We start from the raw sequence: 25,010 nt of genomic DNA, 5'->3' as shown, positions 1-25,010 counted from the left end.
TTTCATGATGAATGCCCAGAATAGACCCCAATTACCGATTCCCTCCCATTTCAACCCCACAAAAGTCGGTGAAGTTTGGCGTGTACCTTATCAACAACGTGCTGTTGAGGCTGAAACTTATGCCAAACAACAAAACATCCCAGTAGCAGCTTTAGATCAAAACCGGATTTGTCTATTATTAATAGATGTCCAAAATACCTTTTGCATTCCCGATTTTGAATTATTTGTAGGTGGACAAACTGGAATTGGTGCAGTTGAAGATAATCAAAGACTGTGTGCATTTATTTATCGCAACTTGGGAGTAATTACCAAAATTATTCCGACACTGGATACTCACACAGCAATGCAAATCTTTCATCCTATATTCTGGATAAATTCCCAAGGAGAACACCCAATACCTGCCGCAACTAACATTACACCCACAGATATTGAAAACGGTATTTGGCAAGTTAATCCAGCCATTGCTAATAGTCTCAATAATGGTGATTATGACTTATTAGTAAAACAGGCTTTTCATTATGTTCAACAACTTAGCCAAGATGGAAAATACCCGTTAACAGTGTGGCCTTATCATTCTATGTTAGGTGGCATTGGTCATGCTTTGGTTGCATCGGTAGAGGAAGCAATATTTTTTCATAGTATCGCCCGTCAAAGTCAAACCCAATTTGAATTAAAAGGGGAAAATCCGTTAACAGAAAATTATTCTATTTTACGCCCCGAAGTTTTAATAGGATTTGATAACCAGCCCATTGGACAAAAAAACACAAATTTAATTAAACAAATTTTAGAATATGATACGGTGATTATTGCAGGACAAGCTAAAAGTCATTGTGTCGCTTGGACAATTGATGATTTATTAACAGAAATTAAACAGGTAGATCCTACCCTAGCAAAGAAAATTTATCTTTTAGAAGATTGCACTTCTTCTGTTGTCGTTCCTGGTGTAGTTGACTATACGGAACAGGCTAATAACACATTTGCCAGATTTGCAGAAGCTGGAATGCACATTATTCAATCAACTGAAGAATTAGTCATTGGTCATTGGTCATTTTCTTCTTCCTTTCTTTCTCCTGACTCGGTGACTCCTGACTCCTTTCTCCTGACTCGGTGACTCCTCACTTTAAAAACTCCTGGGGATTTTTGGCTTCCCAACCTAAATAACCGTTAGAACGCATTTCAAAATGAAGATGGGGTTGAGTAGAGGTTGGTTGTCCTGTAGTTCCGACTGCTCCTAAAATATCGCCTTTGTTGACCATTTGACCGAGAGTGACTTTGATGCTGTCAAGTTGGGCGTAACGGCTTTGTAAGCCACCTGCATGGTTAATAATGACTAATTTGCCGTAGCTACCTTGTTCCTTGGCAAAGACGACGATTCCTGGAGCCATCGCTGTCACAGGAGTATTTACAGGTGCTAACAAATCTACGCCGCTATGAAAGAAAACGTCTCCTGTTATCGGGTGATATTGCCAACCATAAGCCAATCCCACCTCTGTAACACTTGGCAAGGGATAACCAGTAACGTTTCCAGCGGAGGTACTAGGTGCAGTAGCGATTACCCCAGTAGCGGCAGTAGGAGCAGTAGTATTAGTTACCTCTGGAAGTATTGGTAAAAAGACAAATTTAGGAGTTTTCTGACAACCATTGATTTCAAAGACTGTATCTGGACGAACTTTATATTTAGATGCGATTTGTCGCCAGCTTTGATTACGAGGAACTTCAACCACAATGCCATTAAAAGGGAGAATTTGCAATTGTGTACCCGGACTTACCACCCCATTCTTAACAGATGGATTGATGCCAATAATGGTTTCTGGGGATAGATTATAACGACTAGCTATACTTGCTAACGTTTCACCACGATTAACTTGATGACGTTGAATACGAGCCAACACGGGAACAGGACAATTCCCCGTCCTAGCATTAACGCTTTGTGATTGTGATAAGGTGGATAATAACCCTAAAGTGCTAAATAAACTCAAAAAACATAGTGAACGATAGGAAAATTTCATGTAAATATGTCCAGAAATCGCTAATTTTTTAGATTTTAGTGGGGAATTGTTAAAGATAGGATAAAGTTTTTCCTTTATATTTTTACTACCTATTTTGAGTAAATTCATGATGAAATCTAAGAACTAGATATGATCCCCGAATATGCTGACAAATTTTTGATATTTATCGCTCAAATGATCTGTTCACTGAAGGTTTGCTTGATTACACTAAAAGATATACAGCAGATTGCAAATTAATGAGGTACAGGATCTAAATTCAAAGCCAGACAGCAATAAGGTTTTACTTCTGACTCCTGACTCATGCTGTAAGCTTTCATCTGTCCTTGATCTCCATTAAGTAATGGGACAGAATTAATTACACAACTGATTTTTCTGTTCCCTGTTCCCCGTTCCCTGTTCTCTCTCTCAACGAGTGAATTTAATTTTGTCCGAATACTTATTTTTAATAATTATGAATGTATCTTGGAAACAACTGGCTGTGTATCTAGGTTTGGTGGTAATTGGCTCTGGTGGTGGTGTCTTTGTTAGTCGTTATTTTTGGACGCACAATCTTTTATTTCAAGAGTTAAAAAATGTGGCAGTAACTTTACCTGCTGAGTCTATTGTTCCTCAACCTGTCAATGGCATACTTAACACTCCGGGAAGTGATAATATCAATTTTATCGCCACTGCTGTCGGCAAAGTTGGTCCTGCGGTTGTGCGAATTAATGCAATTCGTAAAGTAACAAATCCGATGACTGAAGCTTTAAAAAATCCCTTATTTCGGCATTTTTTCAAAGAGGATGGACAACCAATGCCCTCAGAAAAAATTGAGCGGGGGACAGGTTCAGGATTTATACTCAGCGAAGATGGTAAGTTACTAACTAATGCTCATGTAGTGGCAGATACAGATACGGTTCAAGTTACCCTCAAAGATGGGCGGAGTTTTGAGGGGAAGGTGGTAGGGGTTGATACGGTGACAGATATAGCCGCAGTCAAAATTTCCGCCCATAAGTTGCCGATAGTCAAGTTAGGTAATTCACAAAATTTAATTCCTGGACAATGGGCGATCGCTATAGGCAATCCGTTAGGTTTAGATAATACTGTCACTATTGGCATTATCAGTGCTACGGACAGAACTAGCGCCCAAGTAGGCGTTCCCAATAAGCGCGTTAGTTTTATCCAAACAGATGCAGCCATTAACCCCGGCAATTCTGGTGGACCACTCTTAAATGCTCAAGGACAAGTTATTGGCGTAAATACCGCTATCCGTGCTGATGCTCAGGGACTTGGTTTTGCTATCCCCATTGAAACCGCCTTTCGTGTAGCCAATGAACTATTTACCACAGGAGAAGTTGCTCACCCTTTTTTAGGAATTGAGATGATAGACATTTCCACAACTACAAAAGAGCGACTGAAAGCAGAAGATCAACTAGACATTCAGCCAGACGTGGGAATTGTGATCAGAAAAGTCATGGAAAAATCACCCGCACAGATAGGAGGACTACTTCCTGGTGACGTGATTCAAAAAGTTAATGGTAAACAAATCAAAATTGCGGCTCAAGTCCAAAAGATAGTCGAATCGAGTAGTGTTGGGGACATTCTTACCATAGAAGTCAACCGCAGTGGGAAAACTCAAATCTTTAAAGTCCGTTCGGGAAATTATCCTCAATAGCCGGGAACAGGGAACAGGGGGAGTTGAGGAGTTGGGGAGGGGGAAGAAACTTTCTTTTTGTTCTTTGTTTTTTGTTCTTGTTGAACTCCTGACTCCTGACTCCTACTGATTGGATAAATGTTCCAATTGCATCCTCTGTTCCATTTGGCGGAGAAAATAACCCGTCATCATTGCGGATGCTAGTAGTCCCGCCAGATTTTCCCGGTCTGTTGTAATTTGCACATTAAAATGTTCTGTCGGTATCACTCCCACGAGTCCTTGGACATTCTGGGAAATGATTTGTTTAATTTCGGGGCTGACAGCTTGGGCTACACGGGCTAAAACTTCAGGAGATTGATGCTGTAAATATTTCAGTAATTGATTTGGGTTGTCCCCAAAGCGATCATTCAGAAGTTGATTAGGGTGTTGCTCAGAGTCGTCTTGCAAAAAGTCAGGATCAAACACCATTGGCGATTTATATTAGCTTAACTGCTGATTTTACTCTAAACCATATTCATAGGGTAGCGCATTTTCTACAGAGAAAAGGGAACAGGGAATAGGGAACAGAGAATATTTTTTTAATTTTGAGTTGTTTCCTCCTCTGTCTCTAATCCTGCTAACTCCAGTTCTAGTTGTTGTTCTTTCTCTGGAATTGCCAAAATTTGGGGTAGTTGTTCGATTTGGAAATACTGATGAAATTTTGGTGTTATTTGCAGTGAAAAGGAGCGAGAATCACTTTCTCGACGTTTGCGGACAAAACCGGATTCTACCAATTCTTGAACGTGCTGATAAGCTCCTGAACCCCGCAAGTTAATCAATTCGCTTTGCAATATGGGATTATGGAGGGCGATCGCAGCTAATGTCCGTAATGCCCCGACTCCCAATTCTACGGGTATGATAGTTTGCACTAAATCATGGAATTCTGACCGCAGTTGTAAACTATAACCATGTTCAGTTTCTACAACTTCTAAAGCTGTATCTCGTCGGGAATAATTCTCAATTAGTTCGATAATTCCTTCTTCGGCTGTGAAGCGATCGCATTTCGCATATTCAGCAATTTCACTTAGAGATAAGGGTTTACCCTTTAAATAAAGAATGGCTTCTATTTTGCCGGCTACAGGTATATTCTTGGGCATTCAGTATTTTAGATTTTAGATTTTAGATCTTGGATTTTGGATTTTAGATTTTGGATTTTAGAAAATTTTTCTCCCCCTGCTTGCCCCCTGCTCCCCTGCTCCCTGTTTATTCCCTGTAACTAAGTATAAATTCGGCGATCGCTAAATCTTGAGGAGTAGTAATTTTCAAATTAGTCTCTTCCCCCAAAACTATCCTCACTTCAATACCGCATTTTTCAAACAAAGCCGCATCATCAGTCACTTCCCAGCCTTGACGGATACCTTCAACATGGCACTTTTTTAACAATTTGACATCGAACCCTTGAGGGGTTTGAGCCGCCCAAAGTTGTTTACGTTCTGGTGTACTTTTAATTATGCCATTATCATCAACAACTTTAATAGTATCTTTAACGGGTACAGCCGCAATTAAGCCAGAACAATAAAGAATTGCCTCAGAACAAGCGTTAAATAAATCTGGTGTTGCCAAACAACGAGCGCCATCATGAATCAATACCTGTGCCGCATTACTTGGTAATGCCTGTAAGCCATGATAAACTGACTCTTGACGAGTAGAACCACCAGAAATTAATTCTATTGTTTTTTTCAGCTTTAAGTCAGCGATAATAGACTTGAACTCGTCCCAATCTTGAGGTTGAGAAACAATTCCTATCCAACTAATAGAACTTGCGGCTTCTGCTGCCAACAAAGTCCAAGCAATCAAGGGTTTTGAGCGTACCTGTAATAAAAGTTTATTACGATCAGCGCCCATTCTTTTGCCACTTCCAGCGGCAGGAATTAGTAAATGCACAACTTGTCCTTAATTTTCAAATAGAGGATAAATAAAATAAATTCAAAACCTTTTGACTCTTGAATCCTTGACTGATTAAATTCTGAACTTCTGAACTTCTGAACTCCTATATTCTCCTAAAATATAAAACAATAAACGTTAATAAATATTATGCGTGTAGTAGCCCTTGTACCTGGTTCAATTGATAACCAAATTCTTTTTTTTGCCACCCTTGATGATCTTAAGCGTTATTATCCCGACGCGCAGATAGATGTCATTGTCGAACCCCAGTCAAAGGCTGCTTACCGAGTCAGCAAGTCAGTTCATGATGTATTAACTTTTGACTACAAAGATCGTAATAGTTTGGCTGATTGGGGTAACTTAGTTGGCATGATCCGCGATCGCGAGTATGATGTCGCTATTATTGTCGGACAAAGTTGGTTAGTAGGCTTGCTAATGTGGTTAACAGGAATTCCCACACGCATTGGTTACCAAGGACAAGGTGCAGTTTTTTTAACTAATCCCATTACACCCAACCTATCCCAATATGTGGCAAAAGTGTACCATGACCTACTAAAACCTTTAAAGATTAATACTCCTTGTCCTCCATTATCAGTAAATTTGCCTAAAGTAGACATCGAATGGGCGCAAAGAGAGCAAAAGCGTTTAGGCGTAAGTGAAACAGGTTTTATTCTCATTAATGTTGGTGGAACTAATTTAGATACAACATACCCTTTAGAAAGTTGGCAAAAAATCATTGCAGCTTGCCAAGAAAAACAACCAGATTTACCCGTTGTTGTCATTAAAGAAGCTGATAATGAGTCGTTTGTGCGTTCAATTTTAGAACATTGTCACAATATTAAAGTTACTTCCCCCGATGATATTGGCAAACTAGCAGCCATCATTGGTGGTGCTAGTTTAATGTTGTCTGTAGAAAATAGTCTTCTGCAATTGAGCATAGCAGTAGAAACATATACAATAGCTTTGCTGAATTCTACGGATTCAAAAAAATTATTACCCACAAGTGAAAAAGTCTTAGCTATTACCTCACCCACTGGAAAACTAGCAGCTATTGCACCCCAAATAGTCTTAGAAAAAATTTGGGGAAGTTAGCTATTATCAATTTTGGATTCAAAATCATCTAACAGGAGTCAGGAGTCAGAAGGAAAATTTTTCCCTGTTCCCTGTTCCCTGTTCCCTTTCCGAATTAATTAGTTTTTTCAATCATTTCAAAGAAAGCATCATCTAATTCATAACCCAGAATTTGCGCTAAGGATTTGAGTCGAGAGGGACTAACAATATTTTGTTGGTACAACCAATCACTTAAAATAAAGATTTTGTGCATCAAAAATATTTCTAAGGCTTCGGGGTTGTACTGGATACCTTCTTTAGAACTAAACTGATGAGGTACTAACATTGCTGCGTATCTAGATAATTCTCCGGCTTTCCAGTCTAGTAAAAATGGCACCCAGGGATATTTAGTATCAAGACGCACAAACCATAGTCTTACCTCGGGAATTTCCGATAACTCCCTTGGATCATTTTCTTCCTGTTCATAATTAATTTCTAGACGGAGTTGCTGTTCATAGGAGGAAATATTTCCTGCTTGCAGCAGTGGTTCAATCACCATTAAGGCAGGTGATACATCTAAACTATAAATAGAGTCGTTGTTGAGGGTGATTGTGATTGTCATGGACTGGTAGCTACTTACTTACTCAACAGTGTTGAGAATCCACAGTAACAGTTTTTTAACCACTTGAGGTAGACATTGGGAGGAATTTTAAGATAAAGTTGTTATGAGTTTGTTTTATATTCAGAATATTATGAGTGAGCAAACAGGTAGAAGGCAAAGTTTTCTGGAATTTTGCGGAAGTGATTCCTGTAGTGAGGGTGTTTTGAATTGATTTCCAATTTCTAGAATTCACAACCTGAAATATGTACAAGCAAGGAAGTCCTCTTAAACCTATTCGTTCTTTAGAAGATGCTTTGGATAGGTGTCAAACTTTGGGAATGCGTGTCAGTCGTCAGCGACGCTTTATACTTGAGTTGCTTTGGCAAGCGAAAGAGCATCTTTCTGCTAGGGAGATTTATGATCGACTCAATAAGGAAGGTAAGGAAATTGGACATACTTCGGTATATCAAAATTTAGAAGCTTTATCTAGCCAAAGTATTATAGAGTGTATTGAACATGGTGATGGAAGATTATATGGAAATAATAGTGATTCCCATAGTCATGTTAACTGTATAGATACAAATCAGATTTTGGATGTGCAGATAGAATTACCTCAAGAGTTGTTACGTCAAGTAGAAGCGCAAACAGGGATTAAGATTTCTGAATATACTATTAACTTTTATGGTTATCGTGACACAATCAGTGATTAGGAATTGAGAATTTAAACTAGCCTAAAAAAATCAGGAATCAAATCTCTTGCAAAAATGAGCGATCGCCTATTACAATTCTTATTAATTGACCCAGATCCAATTTTCCGTTTAGGACTAAAGGTAACACTCGAAGCTATTCCTAATTTACAAGTCATAGCAGATGTTGCCACAGATACAGCAGCTTTACAGGTTTTAGCGGAAGTAAATTCTCAGCAAATCAAATTAATCATTCTAGAATTAGAGAATGAACAATTGGGTTTGCAGTTCTGTAAACAACTAAAAGCCTTATATCCCCACATACCTATATTACTTTTAAGTTCAAAATCTCAACCAGAAATGCTCAGTGCAGCAAGAGCAATAGGAATAAATGGTTATTGTCCTAAAGGGATATCAATTTCTCAATTAGTCCCCATTCTTCAAGAAGTAGCTAATGGTGGTTATTATTGGTTCACAGAACCAGTAATTATTAATTCTCCTTTGCCATTTGCTAAGTTGCGAAATAATTTACAAAATTCAGGAATTGATAATATTAATCAAGCCATTAATCAAGTTACAGAAAAATTAAAAACACCAGGAATACCCTTATTAGATAAAGCAATTTTAGCAGGACAACGACGGGAACTTTTAGCCGCTCGCTGGGTTGTTAATCACTTATTGACGATACCACAAGAAAGACAAAAACTACCACAAAAAAACCAATTACTATCCCTAAATATTCAAAACCAGGATAATATTATTAAATCGGATTTGGAACTACTACCATCAATTAATATACCACCTATAATTAGTTCTCGACAACTGCAATCTGAATTATTGACTTTATGTTTAAATAAATTACAATTTTCTTTAGAGAATCTCACTAATACACCTTTGGAAATTGATATTCTCCGAGAAAATAAAAAGCGGGAGTTGCTTTATATTATTCTGAAGAAATTTTTTACTCAGGTAGAGGAAATACATACTTTTAATTTTGATAAAAATCAGCTATTTAATTTACAAAGTCAGATTACCCTAGATTTATGGAAATTTGCTATTACGGAATTTTTTGGTAATTATTCTCGATTTTTTTTAGATAAACAAGAGATAAATTTAGTCAAGTTTTTATTAGATAAAACAACTGATTTACAAACAGAAATTATTAATAAAGTTCCCTTATTATTTGAGTTATTGTCTTATTTGCTGTTAATGACAGATTTATATATTGATAATGTTTCTTACCCAGCAGAAACTAAAGAATCTCAATCCCAAGCATTATTAATTGTAGAGAATTTACTGATTCATATAGCTAATGCTGTAATTCAACCATTACTAAATAACTTAGCAGATGAGGAAAGTATTAAACAAAATTTTTATAACTGGCAAATGATTTCTACTAGAGAAATTGAGAAATTCAGAAATAATTTATCTTGGAAATATCAACTAAATCAATATATAACTGAAGCACAAACTATTTTTGAAAGTCGCTATGAGTTATTTATTTTTTCCTCACGGGGAATTACGAAAATATCAGTTTACGCTCCTCGAAATCAAGAATTGGCTCAACTTTCTGGTATTCCTTTAGGGGTAACATTAATATTAGAATTTCGGGATGCTATTTCTCCACGTATCCAATCATTGGTAGGGTTTTTAGGAACTGGAATTGTTTTTGTTCTTACTCAAGTAATCGGTAGAGGTTTAGGTTTAGTTGGTCGAGGTATTTTACAAGGAATTGGTAGTGTTTCTTTATCAGAAAAAGGACAACGGAAGAATAGGTAATTAGTCATTAGTCATTCAATACTGCTCGGTTAAGGGGATATAGGGGGTGAATTCAAAAATATTTTGTTCGCGTATGTACTACGATAACAATAAAAGCTAAAAAACTTGCTTATACCTAACGAAAGGCACGCTGAAAAAACTTAATTGTCAATTGATGAGAATATCCTTAAACCGTGGAACTATAAATGTTTTCACTTTAAGTAATTGGACAAAAATATTTACAGTCATTGCGAGCGAAGGGAAGCAATCACAACCCTGGCGATTGCTTCATTTCACTTCGTTCCAGATGGCTAATGCCACGCAATGCTTACGCAATGACATTGTGTAATTAATTCTGTCTCACTACTTAGCTACCTTTAGTCCACTTAGATTAAAATACCTTTTTTCTGGTTTTACCTGCTGAATGTGGGCTATAATAGAATGTAAAATATAAAGTCTTTTCGCCCGAATCTCACAAAAGATACAATAATGTGTATAAGCATTATATGAAATATTGCAAACATAATATAAAACTGTTACCTTCTGTCCCAGAACCAAAATACGTTGTTTTTACAGATTTTGATGAAACTTATCTTGCTCATCAAAATAGAGAAGATTATAAAAATGATCTTAAAGAACTTGAGGAGTATTTATTAAATGAAACATATCAGAAACAAATCTTTTTTGGTTGGGTTACTGGTAGTAGTTTAACTTCAGTTTTTGATAAAATAAATAAATGTGGTTTGACATTATTACCTCATTTTATTGCTAGTAGTTTAGGGACTGAACTAATCTACTTCAATCAAAACCAATACGCTAAAAAAGATAAAATATGGGAAAACAATCTCATGAAAACTGGATTCTCTGAGAATTTAGTTAATAACTTAGTTAGTTTTTTAAAATTAGATAATATACATTTGACACCACAACCTCAAATAGCAGATTGTCCTTTTTTAAAGAATTACTATTACCATCAACAAAATGATCTAATTGATAATCAGGCAATTTTGAAGATAAAAGAGTTAGTGAAAAAAGCTGGTATTCAAGTAAATATTAGTCAAGCAAATCCTTTATCTGGAGATCCGAACAATTGCTATGATGTTGATTTTATCCCATCAGGGACAGGTAAAAAACATATAGTTAATTTTATTTTACAGCAGACAAATGTAAGCTATCAAAACTCCATAGCTTTTGGTGAAAGTGGTAATGATATTGAAATGCTGCAAACTGTTAAACATGGTTATTTAGTTGGAAATGCAACCAGCGAAGCTAGGAAATTACATTTTCAAATAGCAGAAAATGAATATGCTAAAGGAATATTATCTGTATTAAAAACACTTATTAAATAATCAAGAGTCATGAGTCAGAATGTTTGACATATTACATCCCACATTCCGCAACTATGAAACGCCATATTTTTGGTATTTTTTGTGTAATCCTGAAAAAGCTGAATTGTTTATAACTCAATCAGTCTTAATCATATTTACATAAGAGTAAAGCCACCGTTAATACATAAATATTGCCCTGTAACAAATCTGGACTCATGACTGGCGAAATAAAGCACTGCTTCAGTAATATCCTGTGGATTACCCCATTGCTGCATGGGAATTCTGACTTGGTAAGCGTCTTTTTTTTCTTGAGGAACGTTTTCATGGCGTTCTACGGGTATCCAACCGGGAGCAACTGCATTAACTGTAATACCAAAAGGCGCTAATTCGGTGGCCATGCTGCGTGTAAATCCCAGTTGTCCATTTTTGGCAGTAACGTAAGCACTGAAGTTATTAACTGAGCGGAAACAAACGTCACTACTAATATTAATGATTCGTCCCCATTGTTTTTGTTTCATGGAGGGTAAACAAATACGAGTTAATAAGTAGGGACTTTTGATAAAAAAATCCAGCATGGTTTGGAAATCTTGCCAGGTGTATTCCTCAAAGGGGATCTGGGGTTGGTTTCCTGTGGCATTTAACACCAAAATATCTACTGCACCCAGTTGAGAGGCGATCGCTTCATAAATTGCTGCTACATCTTCTTCTTGGGTAACATCCCCACGAACCAAAATAGCTTGGCAACCTTGTTGTTCAAGTTCAGCTAAAGCCTGTTTAGCCCGTGATTCGTTATTGCTGTAATTGATTGCTACCTTAGCACCTGCTTGTCCCAATTTGAGAGCGATCGCTTTCCCTAAACCAGCAGAACTTCCTGTAACTAAGGCCACATGACCATCTAAAGAAAATGACATTTAATTGCTAACCCCTGATGAAAATAATGAAATAAACTTAGACAACGGCAAATTTTTGTAATACTTGAGACAAGTTATTTAAACTCTCTTTCGTTCCCTGCTCAACATCTGATGTTTCTTCATATTCAACCACCCAATATCCCTGATAACCTGCATTTAATAGTTCTTTAATAATCGGTTCCCAGACAATTTCTCCCTCTCCAAAAGCACAGAATTGAGGACTACCATTAACCCATTGCACATCTTTCCAATGACTATAATTTACCCAAGGAAGAATATAGCGGAGTGCCATCAAAGGATCAGTTCCCTGATTCAAAAAATTAGCGGGATCATAGTTAATACCAACAGCAGGACTTTTAATACCTTCCATCATTCTGGCCACTCTTTGTCCGGTTGCAGTTGGTCCACCATGATTTTCAATCGTTATTTGAATTCCTTGTTCTTCGGCGTAATCACCGATTTTATTAAAAGCATAATGCAACAGAGGAAAAACATCTGGGAGAATATAATCATTTCTGTGATCACCAGACAATAATCTGACAAATTTTGCCCCTAATTTTTCAGCACTATCAACAAAACGCTCTACTCTTTTAATTTCTGTTTCTAACTCATTTGCATCTGAGAGTGTAAAATTATTTCTTCCTGCTATACAAATAATATCTACTCCTGCTTCTTTAGCCCAATCAGCAATTTTAGATACTGCTTGATCATCACCATCATGTAAAAGATGTTTGGGTGCTTGGGGATGAGCATTCACTTCTACTGAACGAATGCCTTGGTTAGCTATCCAGTGGAAATATTCAGGTATTTCCACTTCTCTCCAGCCCCAAGCAGCACAGCCAATATTTAGTGAATTAATGTTAGACTTTAGCATATTTTAGATTTTGGATTTTAGAAATGATGTGTATAGCTTAGAGGGTAAGCTGTCGTGCATTCAAAATGCACAACAGCAAGTCAAAAGTGAAGAAAATTTGAGGCTTATTTATTGATAGAATAACTTAATGTTTTCACAAACTTGCTCAAGTTCCTGAACGGTTAGTCCTGGATAAATAGGTAAACTCAGGATGCGGCTTGCTTGCATTTCTGCGACAGGAAAACTCCCTGCTGGATAGCTTAATTCTTTACCTGCTGTAGATAGATGAATTGGCACTGGATAATGAATTGCTGTACCGATACCGCGATCGCTCAAAAATTGACGCAATTGATCACGCCGTTCAGCTTGAATCACAAAGGTGTGGTAAACGCATTTTTCCCACTCTCGTTCCCATGGCATTATGATTTGAGGAATACCCGCAAGTTGACTTTGGTAATAGTGAGCATTTTCTTGACGTTGCTGTGTCCATTCCTGGAGGTAACGCAACTTAACTAACAGAATAGCTGCTTGTAGAGTATCTAAGCGAGAATTATGAGACCACATCACACAGTCATCACGAGTTCGTAAACCAATATTCCGCATAATTTTTAACTGGTCATACAGTTCGGAATCATCCGTTACTATTACTCCTCCATCTCCACAAGCATTTAAGTTTTTCAGGGGGTGTAAACTGAAACAACCCACTATTCCCAAAGAACCTACTCGTTGACCTTGATACTCAGCCAGTACAGATTGGGCGGCATCCTCCACTACAGCTATTCCATTTTCCTGGGCAATATCTAAAATTGGTTTCATGTTACAAGGTCTTCCCGTTAGATGTACAGGGATAATTGCCTTTGTTTTGGGAGTAATAGCTGCGGCGATTTTAGTTGGATCAATATTGTAATCATCGCCCACATCAACGAATACAGGTTTAGCACCAAGTATGCGAATACAGGTAGCTGAAGCCACGAAAGAATTAGGGACAGTAATAACTTCATCACCAGAACGAATACCAAGTGCTTTGAGTGCAAAAATTAAGGCATCTGTCCCAGAATTAACACCAACTGCATAACGAACGCCACACAATTGAGCAAACTGACGCTCAAACTCTGCAACTTGCTCGCCTAAAATAAAGTTGCCATCATCAAGGACTTCACCCATTGCTGCTAGTAACTCAGACTTTATGGCAGCGTGTTGACTTTTAAGATTAACGAAGGGTATTTGATTAATGGTTAATAGTTGTGACATTTTTAATATCCCAATATATTGATAACGACTTCACGGATGTAACCAGACTGACGATGTTCCCAGATATAAATATCTTGTAAACGTCCTAGCTGCAAAAGACCTTGAGTAATGGGGATCTGTTCAGAGGTATGGGTAAGGGCAGAGCGAATATGTGCCGGCATATCATCTAAACCTTGTCCGGCTAAAAGATATTGACCATTTTCGGGAACTAACTTCGCAAAAAAGGTTTCTACGTCGGGTTTGGCATCTTCTTCTTGAATCAATAAACTGGCGGAAGTATGACGGATAAAAAGGTTACAAATTCCTGCTGTAATTTCCGATTCTGTAATGACTGCTTGGACTTGGGGCGTAATTTGACATAGGGATTTACCAGTAGTTTGTACCTTGATTGATTGTTGGTAAAGTCTTATAGATGAGTTGGTCATTTTTATTCCTTTCCTAAATGCTCAAACCACGATTTTGTCTCTTGCTGAATTGTTTCTGGTGTCCAAACTGGAGCATCTCGCCAAAGTTCAATATTGGCTAACATTTCACTTACACCTTCACTTAAAGGTACTTGAGGTTGCCATTTTAAAAGAGTCGTAGCTTTGGCAATATCAGCCCAAGTACAATCAGGTTCTCCTGGACGTTTGGGAATGTGAGTAATTTCTCCTGCTAATAATTTCACCAGTGTTAAAACGCTTTCGGATTTACCAGAACCAATATTAATAATTTCCCCGGTAATATCCGATTCAGCAGCTTTGATAAAGGCTGCTACTACATCACTAACGAAGGTAAAATCTCTCGTTTGCATTCCATCTCCAACAACAGTAAAAGGGGTTTTCGCTAGTTTTTGAGCTAAAAATACGCCAAATACTGCACCATAAGCTCCTGTGGTTCTGGATCTTGGTCCATACACATTAAACAATCGTAAAGAAAGGGCTGGAAGTTGATAAACTTGCGCCCAGTGCATGACTAATTGTTCACCTAAATATTTTGTTAAGCCGTATGGATGTTTAGGATGACAAGGATAGGTTTCTGATGTGGGATATTGATTAGGAATACCATAGCAAGTGGAAGAAGCTGTGTAGATAAATTTTTGGATTTTAGCAGTACGACAAGCTTCTAAAAGGACGAATGTACTATGTAAATTGGCATGATAATATGCTCCTGGATTTTGGATTGAGGGAACTAAATCAGCTAATCCTGCTAAATGAAATACCCAGTCAATATCTGTTAATATGGATGGGGAAATATCAGCAACATCTTGCTCAATAAATGTAAATGTGGAATAGGTTTGAGCCACTTTTAAATTATCCGTTCTTCCTGTCACTAAATTATCTAAACCAACGACACTATGACCTGATTTGAGGAGGAGATCACACAAGTGGCTACCAATAAAACCAGCAGCACCAGTGACTAAGCAATGTTTAGGAGAATTTAATTTACTGTTCATACAAAATTAATAATCTGTTAGTCAAAATTTAAATTTTCATCAAGCTTTATGATCATCTAATTTACATTATCAAATTCTATTTTTTGTCATTTTATCAACCATTCTACTTAATTCTTCACAATTGACAATGATATCTTCATTCTTTACCTCACAAAACATACAAGCATAATCGAATCCTAATCCTTTAGCAACTGTATAATAGAAATGGCTAATTTTCTGACCAAAAAGTTCAATTAAATTTAAATTTTGGGAGAAAATAATATTTGTTACTCCACCACCATGAGGAGCAATAATAAATTTAGCTTGAGCAAACAATTTTACTTGGTCAGCAAAATCTAAATCTTCTAGAACATAAGGTACAAAATCCATTTTATCGAGAGTATTGCTTACTTCTTCTTCATTCAAAATGCGGCGAGCATTTGCTTTTTTACGAGAAATAAAAATATTGGGACTCAAAACCAGATTTGGATTTGCATAAGTATCTACGTTACTAAGAATACGTTCTCTTACCCAATGACAAGCTTTGATAGAAATACGTCCTCCTTCACGTCTTTTAGAGCAAATAACTAATTCATTAACTTTAGCTCTATATCCATTCCATTGGATATAATTTTCTAGACCATAACCCATCAATTCTAAAGAGCGAATTTTCCAACTAGGAATATCTTTATCAATTATTAAGACTGGTTTTTTACCTGTTTTTTGAGAATAATATTCAAGGACTTCTAATCTAGTTAAAGCCTCATAAATCCAATGAGCGTATAAATGACTCCAATAATTAACAAATGAACAAGCTAAATCAAAATATTCTATTTTATCTATGGTGGCAATATATTGAGAATTGAAACCAGCCTTCATTGTAGAAATAGCAGTGTGTTCTAAAACATCTACTCTATCTAAAACTGTTTCTAAAATAATATTCTTATCCTCAGTAAAACCAATCCCATAAATTCCCAATAACTCCACGTTTTTAACAACCACAGCAAAAGGATTAGTAAATTCAAATTTACCTTCTTTTTCTCTAAATGTTGCGGGAATTTTTTGATAACTTATAGCTGGTTCAATTTGAACAACTTCATCATATTGAAACTGATAAAGATTATTCTCTTTTTGACATTGCTGGAGCAAATCTTCTCTGGTAATTAGGTTGGTGTGCAGATAGTTAAATAAAATTGAATAGATTAACCTAAGAATAGGTAATTGTTCATATTCCGCCTCTAATTTAGGAATATTATTCTCCATTTTATCTTTCTCCATCTCCTCAGTCATCGTGATGAGATTTTCGTCAATGTATCTCAATAAAATAGGATATATGAGTTTAAATATTAGCAATTCTTGAACATAACGCCCAACTTTATTCATCTGCTTGTAAATCTCTCTGTTTTGTATAGGACAGCAAAATAATTTGCTTGTTTTTTAGTAAAAGTTTAGTAAAATTTAATGAATATTTAATAAACATATTCTCAAATTCATTAAATAAAAAACTTTAGTGCTTCCAGATTATCCAACCGAGCAGAAACTTGTAATTCTTTAGGAATAAAAATTTCTGGACTGAGTAAATAAAATTTACCGATTCCTGCGGCTTTAGCAGCTTGCATATCCGATATTCTATCACCAATTAGGATTGAGCTTTGCAAGTCTATAGGATATTTCTGACAAGCTTGTTCAATCATTCCTGGTAACGGTTTACGACATCGGCAGTTTTGACGGTAATTAGATATAGTTGATTGGGGATGATGTGGGCAGTAAAACACATCCAGTATTGTTATATCTTGGTTATTAAATTGCTCATACATCCAGACAGTAAGACTTAAAAAATCTTGTTCAGAATAGTAACCACGAGCAATACCTGATTGATTTGTGATCACAATTAGCTTATAACCTAAATCTTGTAGTAGACGACAAGTAGCAAAAATGCCATCATTAAATTCAAACTGCTCACATCTAAAAACATAGTGATGATCAATATTAATTACTCCATCTCGATCAAGAAAAGCCACTTTAATCACTGGTAATTATTCTCCTTTAGATTCAGATCCCCGAATTCTTCTGTGATCATCTGATAATTTATGGTGATGATCACAGAAGAATTCGGGGATTTTTTTCTTATTTTAACATTTCCTCAACTTTGTTCATGATGCCAATAGTATCAATACCTTGATGGGGGAGTTGTTCCCAAATTCCGCTACAACCTTCTTGATGAGTTCCCATATAGGCATATTTGGGAGAAAACCCTCTTTCTAGTAACCATGAACCAAAACGGATACCTAAACCTGTACGCCGATTTAAGGATTCAACTACTAAAACAAAGGGTGTTGAACCAATTTTTGCCATGATTTCTTCATCTACTAGATTCAATGTGGATTTATTGATTAAACCGACATTAATTCCCTGTTTTTTCAGGCTTTCTACTACTTCTAAGGCGCGGTAAAGTACCTCTCCAAAGCTAACGATATAGCCGGCTGTTCCTTCTCGTATTACGTCATCTTTTCCAGGAATAAATGTATAACCATCTGCAAATAAAGGTTTACTATTTGTATCCAGAATATCGGGTACTGGGGAACGGCTAGAAAAGAGAAATCTTAACCCTGGTTGATCAAATACAGTTTCCACACAAGCTTTCATTTGATGTCCGTCGGCGGGATAATAGAGACGGGTTTGATAAGCGTCTTCTAAACCGTTATCGGCAAACATATTATTTAACCCAAAATGGCAGGTGTTATCTCCTAATTCATCTATCCCACTATGGGAAAATTGACAAAGAACGTTGGATTTATTAAGCCGTGCCATTGTAATTTCAGAAATACACATTTCTAAAAAGGCACTATAAGTGCTGAAAATGCCTTGTTTTCCTGCTTCCATGCCAAATCCTGCCGCCGCAGAGAAGTTTCCTCTTTCCATGATGCCGCCATGATAGAAAATCTCTGGATAGGCTTGACTAATTTTATTGATACCACAGGATTCTCCTAAATCACTGTCAATACACATTACCTTTTCTCGCCGTTCTGTGGGTGTCATTTGACTGAGAAGAGAGACAACGGTAGCATCAAAAATATGGCGTGTTTTGCTGCTAGAACCCGTAAAAGAGTAGGTATGTGTGAGGGGAATAACTTTTTTGAGGTAATTGACGGCTGATGTATGTCCGCGAGTTTGTAAATAGGCGATCGCTAACTCTGGTGATAGGGCATCATGTCCTAAAGGTGTGCCTTCTACTCCAACAATACCGGGAGTCATAGGACGTTTATTAATTACTGCTACTGGTCCATTAATAGTGACAGCTTGACAGAGACGAGTATATAAATCATCTAAATCTTCCCCTGCTCCAGTTAATACAGTTAATCCATGTCCAGCTAAAGTTTGACCGACGTTATAACCCTTGAGATAATCTGTTGGATATCCGCTACAGGTGGAATTGTTATCATCAATAATTAATTTGATATTGAGATTTTTAGCCACAGCTAAACGGGCGGCTTCGGCATTATTTCCTTCTTGCTGTGAACCATCTGAACCCAAACAGAATACTACTTGATGAGGATGTGCGATCGCTACTCCATTCACATAAGCCCAGAGGTGTCCTAATCTTCCCGAACTAAATTTTACACCAGGAGTGCGTCCTCGTTCTGGATGTGCAAGTAGTAATGAATAGGCTTCTCGATAATGCAGCAGATTTTCTGCATCAAGATCACCCTGTAAAGTTGCCATTAAATATTGTGTAGCAACGCGGTGTCCTGCTTCATCAAAGAAAATTGGCACAAATTTATCTGCTACTCCCCGAAAGAAAGCATCTAAAATCATCACTTCGGGAACTGTATCATAAGCTCCTCCCGTATGACCGCCCACACCTTTGGCTGCTGCTACAGCGGTAAAAAAAACAATAGTATCTCGACAAAGTTGAATATTAGCTTTCAGAATTTCTCTTTGTTCATTAGTCAAAGTTGAATTAGTCGGGTCTAATTTTAACGGTTTGTAAGCATTGAGATCAATAGGAAAACTAGAAGTTGTAACAGTCATTTATTTTTGTTCCTTATAGGATTTTAGATGCTGACTTTTGGATTTTAGATTATCCCAATCATTTTTCAAACATTGCTGAATTTTAATATTATTACTTCCTGCACTTCTGGGTAAAAAAAATGATATTTTTAATCGAATTTAACATTTGAAAAAATCAAAAAAACGGCTCTCCTAGAGTAGTTACAGAAAATTAATACTTGATATCAGGTTAAGTCCTAACATGGTAGGGGATTCAAGAATCAGAAAGCATTTTTTTATTAAATCTTCGATTCTATTTGAGCGAAACCTAGTTATATCAGGTATTTTAGGTTTTTTAGTATTAACTTATCAAACGAAGTCTAGGATAGCCAAAAAAACTAGATAAATTTAATTATTTTTTAATCCTTGCCATAGACTTTAAGACCATCCCAAATACCCATTACTCCAGGATAAGGGCTATGATAAACATTCTCCATTATTTGAATTTTCTCAATTAATCTTGGTTCAGAGTTTCCGACAGCAATTCCCTTTAATCCTGTTTCAAATAAGGATAAATCATTGAGAGTATCTCCACAAGCAATTGTATTATTAGCATTAAAATTTATTTCGGACAAAAACTTCAGGAGAGTTGGCCCTTTAGAAACTCCTTTTGGCATGACATCAAAATAAAAATAGATATCATAAGATGAAATAATGCAATCAAATCCAGCATCAATTACTTTTTGAATGGTGCTAGGTTGTAATATTGCAGAATCATAATAGTACGATACGCGATAATCTGGATTAACAGACTGTAGTTTTAATCCTGGTTCATTTGCTAATAGGTTCTTAACTTGTTCGTTGGCATTATCCCATTGTTTAATTATCCAATCTTGCACAGCAGAAATTGGCTCGAAGGTTTTACCATTTACAATAGTTGTTCCTACATCACCAATGATGTAGTCAGGTTTAGGGATGTGGGGGTTTTCAACTAGGAAGTTGCTGATCCAGTCTAGTTCTCTGCCAGTGACATACACTAAAAGAATACGATCTTGCTGATTGTGAATATATTGATAAAATTCAGAGCGTTCTTGATGAGTACCACCTAAAAAAGTACCATCTAGGTCAGTTGCTAACAGTAATGAGTGATTAGAGTTCATCTTAAATAATTAACCTAAAATTAACCCACTGCGCGGTGTAAGTGTAAAATTGAGACTTGGTTGTGCTGCTTCATTATTCCAATTTACTGTACCATAACCATAGGTCAATAATACTTGATGAGGTTGTGATCGCCATGATGTTTGAATACTAACTTCTGCTGTTTCATTACCCGCATTTACCGCAATTATCAATACTTCTTTTAGTAAGATTCGCGCAAAAATGTAAACTTGTCCTTGAGCAAATAAAGTTTGATACTCACCAATTTTTAATGCTGCATAATTATGACGCAGTTTAATTAATTGACGATGATACTCTAAAATGTCTTGATTCCATTCTTCTTTGTCAGGAAAACCTTTACGACAGTCGGGATCATAACCACCAGTTAAACCGACTTCATCGCCGTAATATATGCAAGGTGCGCCAGGAAAAGTAAATAATAGTAACGTTGCTAAATATAAACTGGGGCGATCACCTCCAGCTACATCAATTAACCTAGCTGTATCATGATTATTAATACCATTAAGTTGAGTTAATTGAATTTCCCACGGATAAAGTTGCAGTAATTGATTAATTTCTTCCCCATATTTAGCCGCATCCGCTGGTGGTGGTGGTGCATATTCGGCAAAATGTCCTTTAACTTGGCGATCGCCGACAATAAAGGCAGTGGTAGCATTAAGAAAGGGTAAACTTGACACGCCATCAAATTGTGTGCCATCTAACCACTCAGTTGCATTCATAGGAATTTCTCCCACAATATAGGCTTCAGGATTAATTGCTTTGATTCTTTCCCGAAATTCTTGCCAAAATCCAGGAGTTTTGATGTAATCTGCCGAATCTAAACGCCAACCATCTGCACCACGTTTAATCCAATATTCACCTATACGCATAATATATTCGCGCACTCCTGAATTATTAGTGTTAAATTCGGGTAAAGCACGAAGATCACACCATGAAGCATAATTAGCAGGACGAGAATTATCATAAGGTGAGATAGGCCAACCTGTAATTTTAAACCAATCTAACCAAGGAGAATTTTGTCCATTTTCGAGAATATCATTGAAAAAATAAAAGCCTCTACTAGCATGATTAAAAGTTCCATCTAAGATAAGTTTAATCTTACGATGATGAGCTTCTTTAAGGAGATTGGTAAATGCTTCTTCACCGCCTAATAAGGGATCAATTTGATAATAATCAAGAGTATGATAACGATGATTACTGGCAGATGTAAAAATAGGATTAAGGTAAATTGCATTAATACCTAAATCTTGTAAATAATCTAGTTTTTCAATTATTCCCCAAAGATTTCCGCCTTTATAACCATGAAATGTAGGAGTAGTATTCCAGTCTTCTAAAGGTATATTAAGTAACCACTTTTGTTCAGTGGGAATACTTCGAGAAAAGCGATCAGGAAATATTTGATAAAAAACGGCGTTTTTAACCCAATCAGGTGTATTAATCTTCGTATAGAAACTTGTCATGATCTCTGAAACATTAACCTCATCATTGTTGTTGATTATTCTTTACCGCGATACAACATCACCCATATCTTCTGCCAACCTGAGCAGAACATTATAATACTTTTTAGAGTATGGTATGTGAATTATTGCAGGATATGTGCCAGTTAATTTGTTTAAGACAAATCCATTGTGTATGTCATACAGTTCTGGTAAAATTTCCCATTCCCCTGCTGTACACCAAAAAATATCACAGCAATAATCTAAGGTTACTGTTTCAGGATTTTCAAAACAGTATTTTCCATACAATCTTTGATCACTACCGTTTTCATGAAAATTCGGATAAGAAAGAATATTATCAATCATCTCACAGACATATTTTTTGTATCCCATGAAAGTCCCTGCGTTTAGATATTTATAATCATAGGGAACTTTAATGCTATCGTAAAAATCTTTGTATTCTTCGTACTGATGAGAGTACCATTTCTCTGCTGCAAATAATATCTTATAACCACCTTGAATAAATTTTTCATATATACTGTTAGCATTCTGTACATACAGAACATCAAAAGCATCAGTAACAAGAACTATTGTGTCATCTTTCACATCCTTTAGTTCCTTCAAAATCAAAGGAAGTCTTAGAGAATTGGCTGACCATTCGAGACCTTCACCTAGCACCTTAACGTCTATATTTTGTTTTTTAGCAGATCTCAAAAAGAGTTGTACCTTAGAAAAAGACACAGAGTTACAACAAGTATAAAATGCGATATTTGGGCTTTTCTTCATTTTGTGACAACCTTACCTCTTACAAAAAAATATTGTGGTTTGCTGATTATAGCTTAGAGGGTGTTTGAAAAGTCTACTAGAAGTCGCGGTTCATCTTGCACACAGACAAAACCCACGGAGGTGGGTTTGAAACCCTCGATTTTTCATTAGTCCACGCAGGTGGACTTTGCTTGTGTAGTAGTGAATTATATTCACCCAAAACTTTTCAAACATCCTCTTACATTCCTCGTGTTTTACCAATGAGGAATGAGAATTTAATTATGGAGAAGAATATCGGTTAATCATTTCTCCTTTATTTTGTAACAATTTATCAATCAATTGTTCAAATAGTTTATCTGTCACCATGATGCCTTTATGAGATTGATTTCTAAAAGATAAACACAAGTTAGCCGCATAAATAGGAGATTTCAAGGCTTTTGTATATAACTCGATAATCTCAGTTTTATCTTCTACAATTGCGTGCATTAGAATAGGACTAAAAAGCCCCATATTTGGAAAAAGAGGTAATTCCATAATCTCATAAAGTCTGCTTAAAAATTTCGTACTAACTGCTAATCTGGATAACCTTCCGGTCTGATTTTTCAAGATTGATTTAGTCGCATATATATAAAAGTCCAAAAAACTATTTTTTTGAGTAAAATAAACTAAGGAATTAGTGACTTTTTCAGTACAAAATAAAGTTCCCTCACCCAAATTTTGATCATCTTCTGTATCCAACCAAACTTCACGACAAACTAAATATTCTTCTGTCGTTTCAATGTTTAAATTATCGGGATCAAAAACTACTACATCAGCATCCATCCAAATAGTTTGGTCATATCCTTGATTAAGAAACTTTTTAGCTATTTCTAGCCTAGCTAAATCAGCAATGATGTTAATTTTGCCTTGGGATTTATCTATATACCAATCGGGAACATAGTCAAAAAAGTTGTCTACTCTTTGGTAATCAAAGTCTTTTAATTCTGCCCAATTTTTGACTGTTTGCATACAAGTTTCCAGCCAATTTGGTGTTTCATTTCCCCGATAGGATTGATAAACAATGGTTTTCATATCAGTTATTCTCTGTAAAATCCAAAATATTTTAATCCTTCTAAAATGCCATTTGCAAAGTGACTTTTTGCCAGATAGCGATTCCCTGGTGGGGAATTTTCATGCCAATCTAATATTTTTGGTTCGGCATTACCAACGATAATAGCGGGACAAAGCATATTTTCAAACATAGATAGATCATTACCTGAATCTCCGCAAATAAGAGTTTGTTCATTAGTAAAACCTAACCGTTGTTGCAGAAAAAGAGCAGATGCAGCTTTATTTGCTAATGCTGGTAAGATATCTAAAAATGCACCCCCAAAGTTATCTATCATTTGTACTGCTAAACCATGATTTTGCCAAATAGCTTTTAATCGCGGAAGTGTTACTGATAATCCTTTAGTATTAGTATAATAACTAACCTTAAAGTCCGTTTGTTCTAAGGGAGATTGGGGGACTAGGCAAGGAAATCGGCTGGTTATTTCTATTACTTGTTCTCTATCCCAACCCAGGGAGATTTTGTTTTTCCACTCAGAATCGGGGGTTTCACTGCCTGGGTAGTAAATTTCTGTACCCGTTGCCAAGACGAGTATATCAGGTTCTAAGAGTTCTTTTTGAGCGATCAGTTGTTGATAGAGCGGGAGAGATCGCCCTGTGGTGTAACAGATAACTGTACCGTCAATGCGGCGCTGTTTACTTAACCACTGATTTAATTTTTCTAAAGCTAGATCATCACCAACTAAAGTCTGATCTAAATCAGTCACAAATAAAAATTTTGCCACCTTTATTATTGTTATTAATATTTTAAACTGTACATTTAAGTAGGTGAACACAATAAAACCAAACTGTGTAAAGAGACGTAAAATCCCCCAAAACCTCTTTAATCTTGCGTTTTGCCTTGCTATAACGACAATTTTCAACGCCAACCTACTTATTTAAAATTTACTGGTTGATTATACAAAAATATTACTACTTTATTGCTTTCTTAATATTCTTTAAAGATTTTCTGAAAATAATGTTAATTGGCATTAATTGAGTAAGTCATAAAAATTTATTCTTTAGATATTCTTTATATTTTCTTTAGATTTCAAAAATAGAAAAAATAGTATACATGAACAATACCTTTTCCAAATTAGAAAAAGTCTTGATTCGTAGGTTGGGTTGTGGAACGTT

General features: G+C 36.2%; 24 protein-coding genes. 6 read left to right on the top strand and 18 right to left on the bottom strand.

Going from position 1 to position 25,010, the window contains the following annotated elements:
* The first annotated feature begins 7 nt into the window (after positions 1 to 7).
* Complete coding sequence (locus CA730_RS10735) at positions 8 to 1,111, top strand: cysteine hydrolase family protein (protein WP_231940127.1); 1,104 nt, start codon at positions 8 to 10, stop codon at positions 1,109 to 1,111.
* A gap of 4 nt (positions 1,112 to 1,115) precedes the next feature.
* On the opposite strand, the gene CA730_RS10730 is transcribed toward CA730_RS10735, so the two are convergent.
* Entirely contained in the window at positions 1,116 to 2,009 is an 894-nt protein-coding gene (locus CA730_RS10730) for a LysM peptidoglycan-binding domain-containing M23 family metallopeptidase (protein ID WP_096671444.1), read from the bottom strand.
* 451 nt (positions 2,010 to 2,460) lie between these two features.
* Here CA730_RS10730 and CA730_RS10725 point away from each other — a divergent pair, with 451 nt between their 5' ends.
* The gene (locus CA730_RS10725; protein WP_096667137.1) at positions 2,461 to 3,663 is read left to right on the top strand and encodes an HhoA/HhoB/HtrA family serine endopeptidase; all 1,203 of its coding nucleotides are present in this window, start codon (positions 2,461 to 2,463) and stop codon (positions 3,661 to 3,663) included.
* Between the two features lie 102 nt (positions 3,664 to 3,765).
* Here CA730_RS10725 and CA730_RS10720 read toward each other — a convergent pair whose 3' ends face one another.
* The 3 genes from CA730_RS10720 to ispD form a co-directional block, all read right to left on the bottom strand.
* Positions 3,766 to 4,110, bottom strand: coding sequence for a DUF760 domain-containing protein (locus CA730_RS10720; RefSeq protein WP_096667135.1), 345 nt, complete (start codon positions 4,108 to 4,110; stop codon positions 3,766 to 3,768).
* 110 nt (positions 4,111 to 4,220) lie between these two features.
* The gene (gene scpB / locus CA730_RS10715) at positions 4,221 to 4,778 is read right to left on the bottom strand and encodes an SMC-Scp complex subunit ScpB (RefSeq protein WP_096667133.1); all 558 of its coding nucleotides are present in this window, start codon (positions 4,776 to 4,778) and stop codon (positions 4,221 to 4,223) included.
* Positions 4,779 to 4,884: 106 nt separating this feature from the next.
* Positions 4,885 to 5,565 (bottom strand): 2-C-methyl-D-erythritol 4-phosphate cytidylyltransferase, encoded by a 681-nt coding sequence (ispD, locus tag CA730_RS10710; protein ID WP_096667131.1) that lies wholly within the window; start codon positions 5,563 to 5,565, stop codon positions 4,885 to 4,887.
* Positions 5,566 to 5,715: 150 nt separating this feature from the next.
* On the opposite strand from ispD, the gene CA730_RS10705 reads away from it, so the two are divergent.
* On the top strand, positions 5,716 to 6,657 hold the full coding sequence (locus tag CA730_RS10705) for a glycosyltransferase family 9 protein (protein WP_096667129.1): 942 nt from the start codon (positions 5,716 to 5,718) through the stop codon (positions 6,655 to 6,657).
* Positions 6,658 to 6,751: 94 nt separating this feature from the next.
* Here CA730_RS10705 and CA730_RS10700 read toward each other — a convergent pair whose 3' ends face one another.
* Positions 6,752 to 7,237 carry a CRR6 family NdhI maturation factor gene (locus CA730_RS10700; RefSeq protein ID WP_096667127.1) on the bottom strand — a complete coding sequence of 162 codons (486 nt, stop codon included), beginning with the start codon at positions 7,235 to 7,237 and terminating at the stop codon, positions 6,752 to 6,754.
* Positions 7,238 to 7,479: 242 nt separating this feature from the next.
* Here CA730_RS10700 and CA730_RS10695 point away from each other — a divergent pair, with 242 nt between their 5' ends.
* The 3 genes from CA730_RS10695 (at position 7,480) to CA730_RS10685 (ending at position 11,009) form a co-directional block, all read left to right on the top strand.
* Entirely contained in the window at positions 7,480 to 7,926 is a 447-nt protein-coding gene (locus CA730_RS10695; RefSeq protein WP_096667125.1) for a Fur family transcriptional regulator, read from the top strand.
* Positions 7,927 to 7,980: 54 nt separating this feature from the next.
* The gene (locus tag CA730_RS10690; RefSeq protein ID WP_096667123.1) at positions 7,981 to 9,681 is read left to right on the top strand and encodes a DUF3685 domain-containing protein; all 1,701 of its coding nucleotides are present in this window, start codon (positions 7,981 to 7,983) and stop codon (positions 9,679 to 9,681) included.
* A 485-nt stretch (positions 9,682 to 10,166) separates the two neighbouring features.
* Entirely contained in the window at positions 10,167 to 11,009 is an 843-nt protein-coding gene (locus CA730_RS10685; protein WP_096667121.1) for an HAD-IIB family hydrolase, read from the top strand.
* A 134-nt stretch (positions 11,010 to 11,143) separates the two neighbouring features.
* Here the strand turns inward: CA730_RS10685 and CA730_RS10680 are convergent, their stop codons facing one another.
* The 13 genes from CA730_RS10680 to CA730_RS10620 all read right to left on the bottom strand — a co-directional run bounded on the left by CA730_RS10680 (position 11,144) and on the right by CA730_RS10620 (position 24,619).
* Entirely contained in the window at positions 11,144 to 11,899 is a 756-nt protein-coding gene (locus CA730_RS10680; protein ID WP_096667119.1) for an SDR family NAD(P)-dependent oxidoreductase, read from the bottom strand.
* A gap of 37 nt (positions 11,900 to 11,936) precedes the next feature.
* A complete protein-coding gene (locus tag CA730_RS10675) occupies positions 11,937 to 12,773 on the bottom strand; it encodes a sugar phosphate isomerase/epimerase family protein (protein ID WP_096667118.1) in 837 nt (278 codons plus the stop codon).
* Between the two features lie 108 nt (positions 12,774 to 12,881).
* A complete protein-coding gene (locus CA730_RS10670) occupies positions 12,882 to 14,003 on the bottom strand; it encodes a DegT/DnrJ/EryC1/StrS family aminotransferase (protein ID WP_015078120.1) in 1,122 nt (373 codons plus the stop codon).
* A 2-nt stretch (positions 14,004 to 14,005) separates the two neighbouring features.
* Complete coding sequence (locus tag CA730_RS10665; protein WP_172891175.1) at positions 14,006 to 14,428, bottom strand: secondary thiamine-phosphate synthase enzyme YjbQ; 423 nt, start codon at positions 14,426 to 14,428, stop codon at positions 14,006 to 14,008.
* A 2-nt stretch (positions 14,429 to 14,430) separates the two neighbouring features.
* Positions 14,431 to 15,438 carry an SDR family oxidoreductase gene (locus CA730_RS10660; RefSeq protein WP_096667116.1) on the bottom strand — a complete coding sequence of 336 codons (1,008 nt, stop codon included), beginning with the start codon at positions 15,436 to 15,438 and terminating at the stop codon, positions 14,431 to 14,433.
* 69 nt (positions 15,439 to 15,507) lie between these two features.
* Positions 15,508 to 16,800 (bottom strand): glycosyltransferase family 61 protein, encoded by a 1,293-nt coding sequence (locus tag CA730_RS10655; protein WP_096667114.1) that lies wholly within the window; start codon positions 16,798 to 16,800, stop codon positions 15,508 to 15,510.
* 110 nt (positions 16,801 to 16,910) lie between these two features.
* Complete coding sequence (gene gmhB / locus CA730_RS10650) at positions 16,911 to 17,447, bottom strand: D-glycero-beta-D-manno-heptose 1,7-bisphosphate 7-phosphatase (protein WP_015078124.1); 537 nt, start codon at positions 17,445 to 17,447, stop codon at positions 16,911 to 16,913.
* Between the two features lie 97 nt (positions 17,448 to 17,544).
* Complete coding sequence (locus tag CA730_RS10645; protein ID WP_096667112.1) at positions 17,545 to 19,449, bottom strand: transketolase C-terminal domain-containing protein; 1,905 nt, start codon at positions 19,447 to 19,449, stop codon at positions 17,545 to 17,547.
* A 377-nt stretch (positions 19,450 to 19,826) separates the two neighbouring features.
* A complete protein-coding gene (locus tag CA730_RS10640) occupies positions 19,827 to 20,567 on the bottom strand; it encodes an HAD-IIB family hydrolase (protein WP_096667110.1) in 741 nt (246 codons plus the stop codon).
* A 9-nt stretch (positions 20,568 to 20,576) separates the two neighbouring features.
* Positions 20,577 to 22,046: a glycoside hydrolase family 13 protein gene (locus CA730_RS10635; RefSeq protein ID WP_096667108.1), complete on the bottom strand. Its 1,470-nt coding sequence runs from the start codon at positions 22,044 to 22,046 to the stop codon at positions 20,577 to 20,579.
* A gap of 42 nt (positions 22,047 to 22,088) precedes the next feature.
* Positions 22,089 to 22,763, bottom strand: a complete 675-nt coding sequence (locus tag CA730_RS10630; RefSeq protein ID WP_172891173.1) for a glycosyltransferase domain-containing protein — start codon at positions 22,761 to 22,763, stop codon at positions 22,089 to 22,091.
* A 303-nt stretch (positions 22,764 to 23,066) separates the two neighbouring features.
* Positions 23,067 to 23,858 (bottom strand): hypothetical protein, encoded by a 792-nt coding sequence (locus CA730_RS10625; protein WP_051424265.1) that lies wholly within the window; start codon positions 23,856 to 23,858, stop codon positions 23,067 to 23,069.
* Between the two features lie 5 nt (positions 23,859 to 23,863).
* The gene (locus CA730_RS10620; protein ID WP_096667104.1) at positions 23,864 to 24,619 is read right to left on the bottom strand and encodes a sucrose-phosphate phosphatase; all 756 of its coding nucleotides are present in this window, start codon (positions 24,617 to 24,619) and stop codon (positions 23,864 to 23,866) included.
* Positions 24,620 to 25,010: the final 391 nt, after the last annotated feature.

Source organism: Dolichospermum compactum NIES-806 (assembly GCF_002368115.1).
GTDB lineage: Bacteria > Cyanobacteriota > Cyanobacteriia > Cyanobacteriales > Nostocaceae > Dolichospermum > Dolichospermum compactum.
This window is presented reverse-complemented; position numbering and strand designations above follow the sequence as displayed.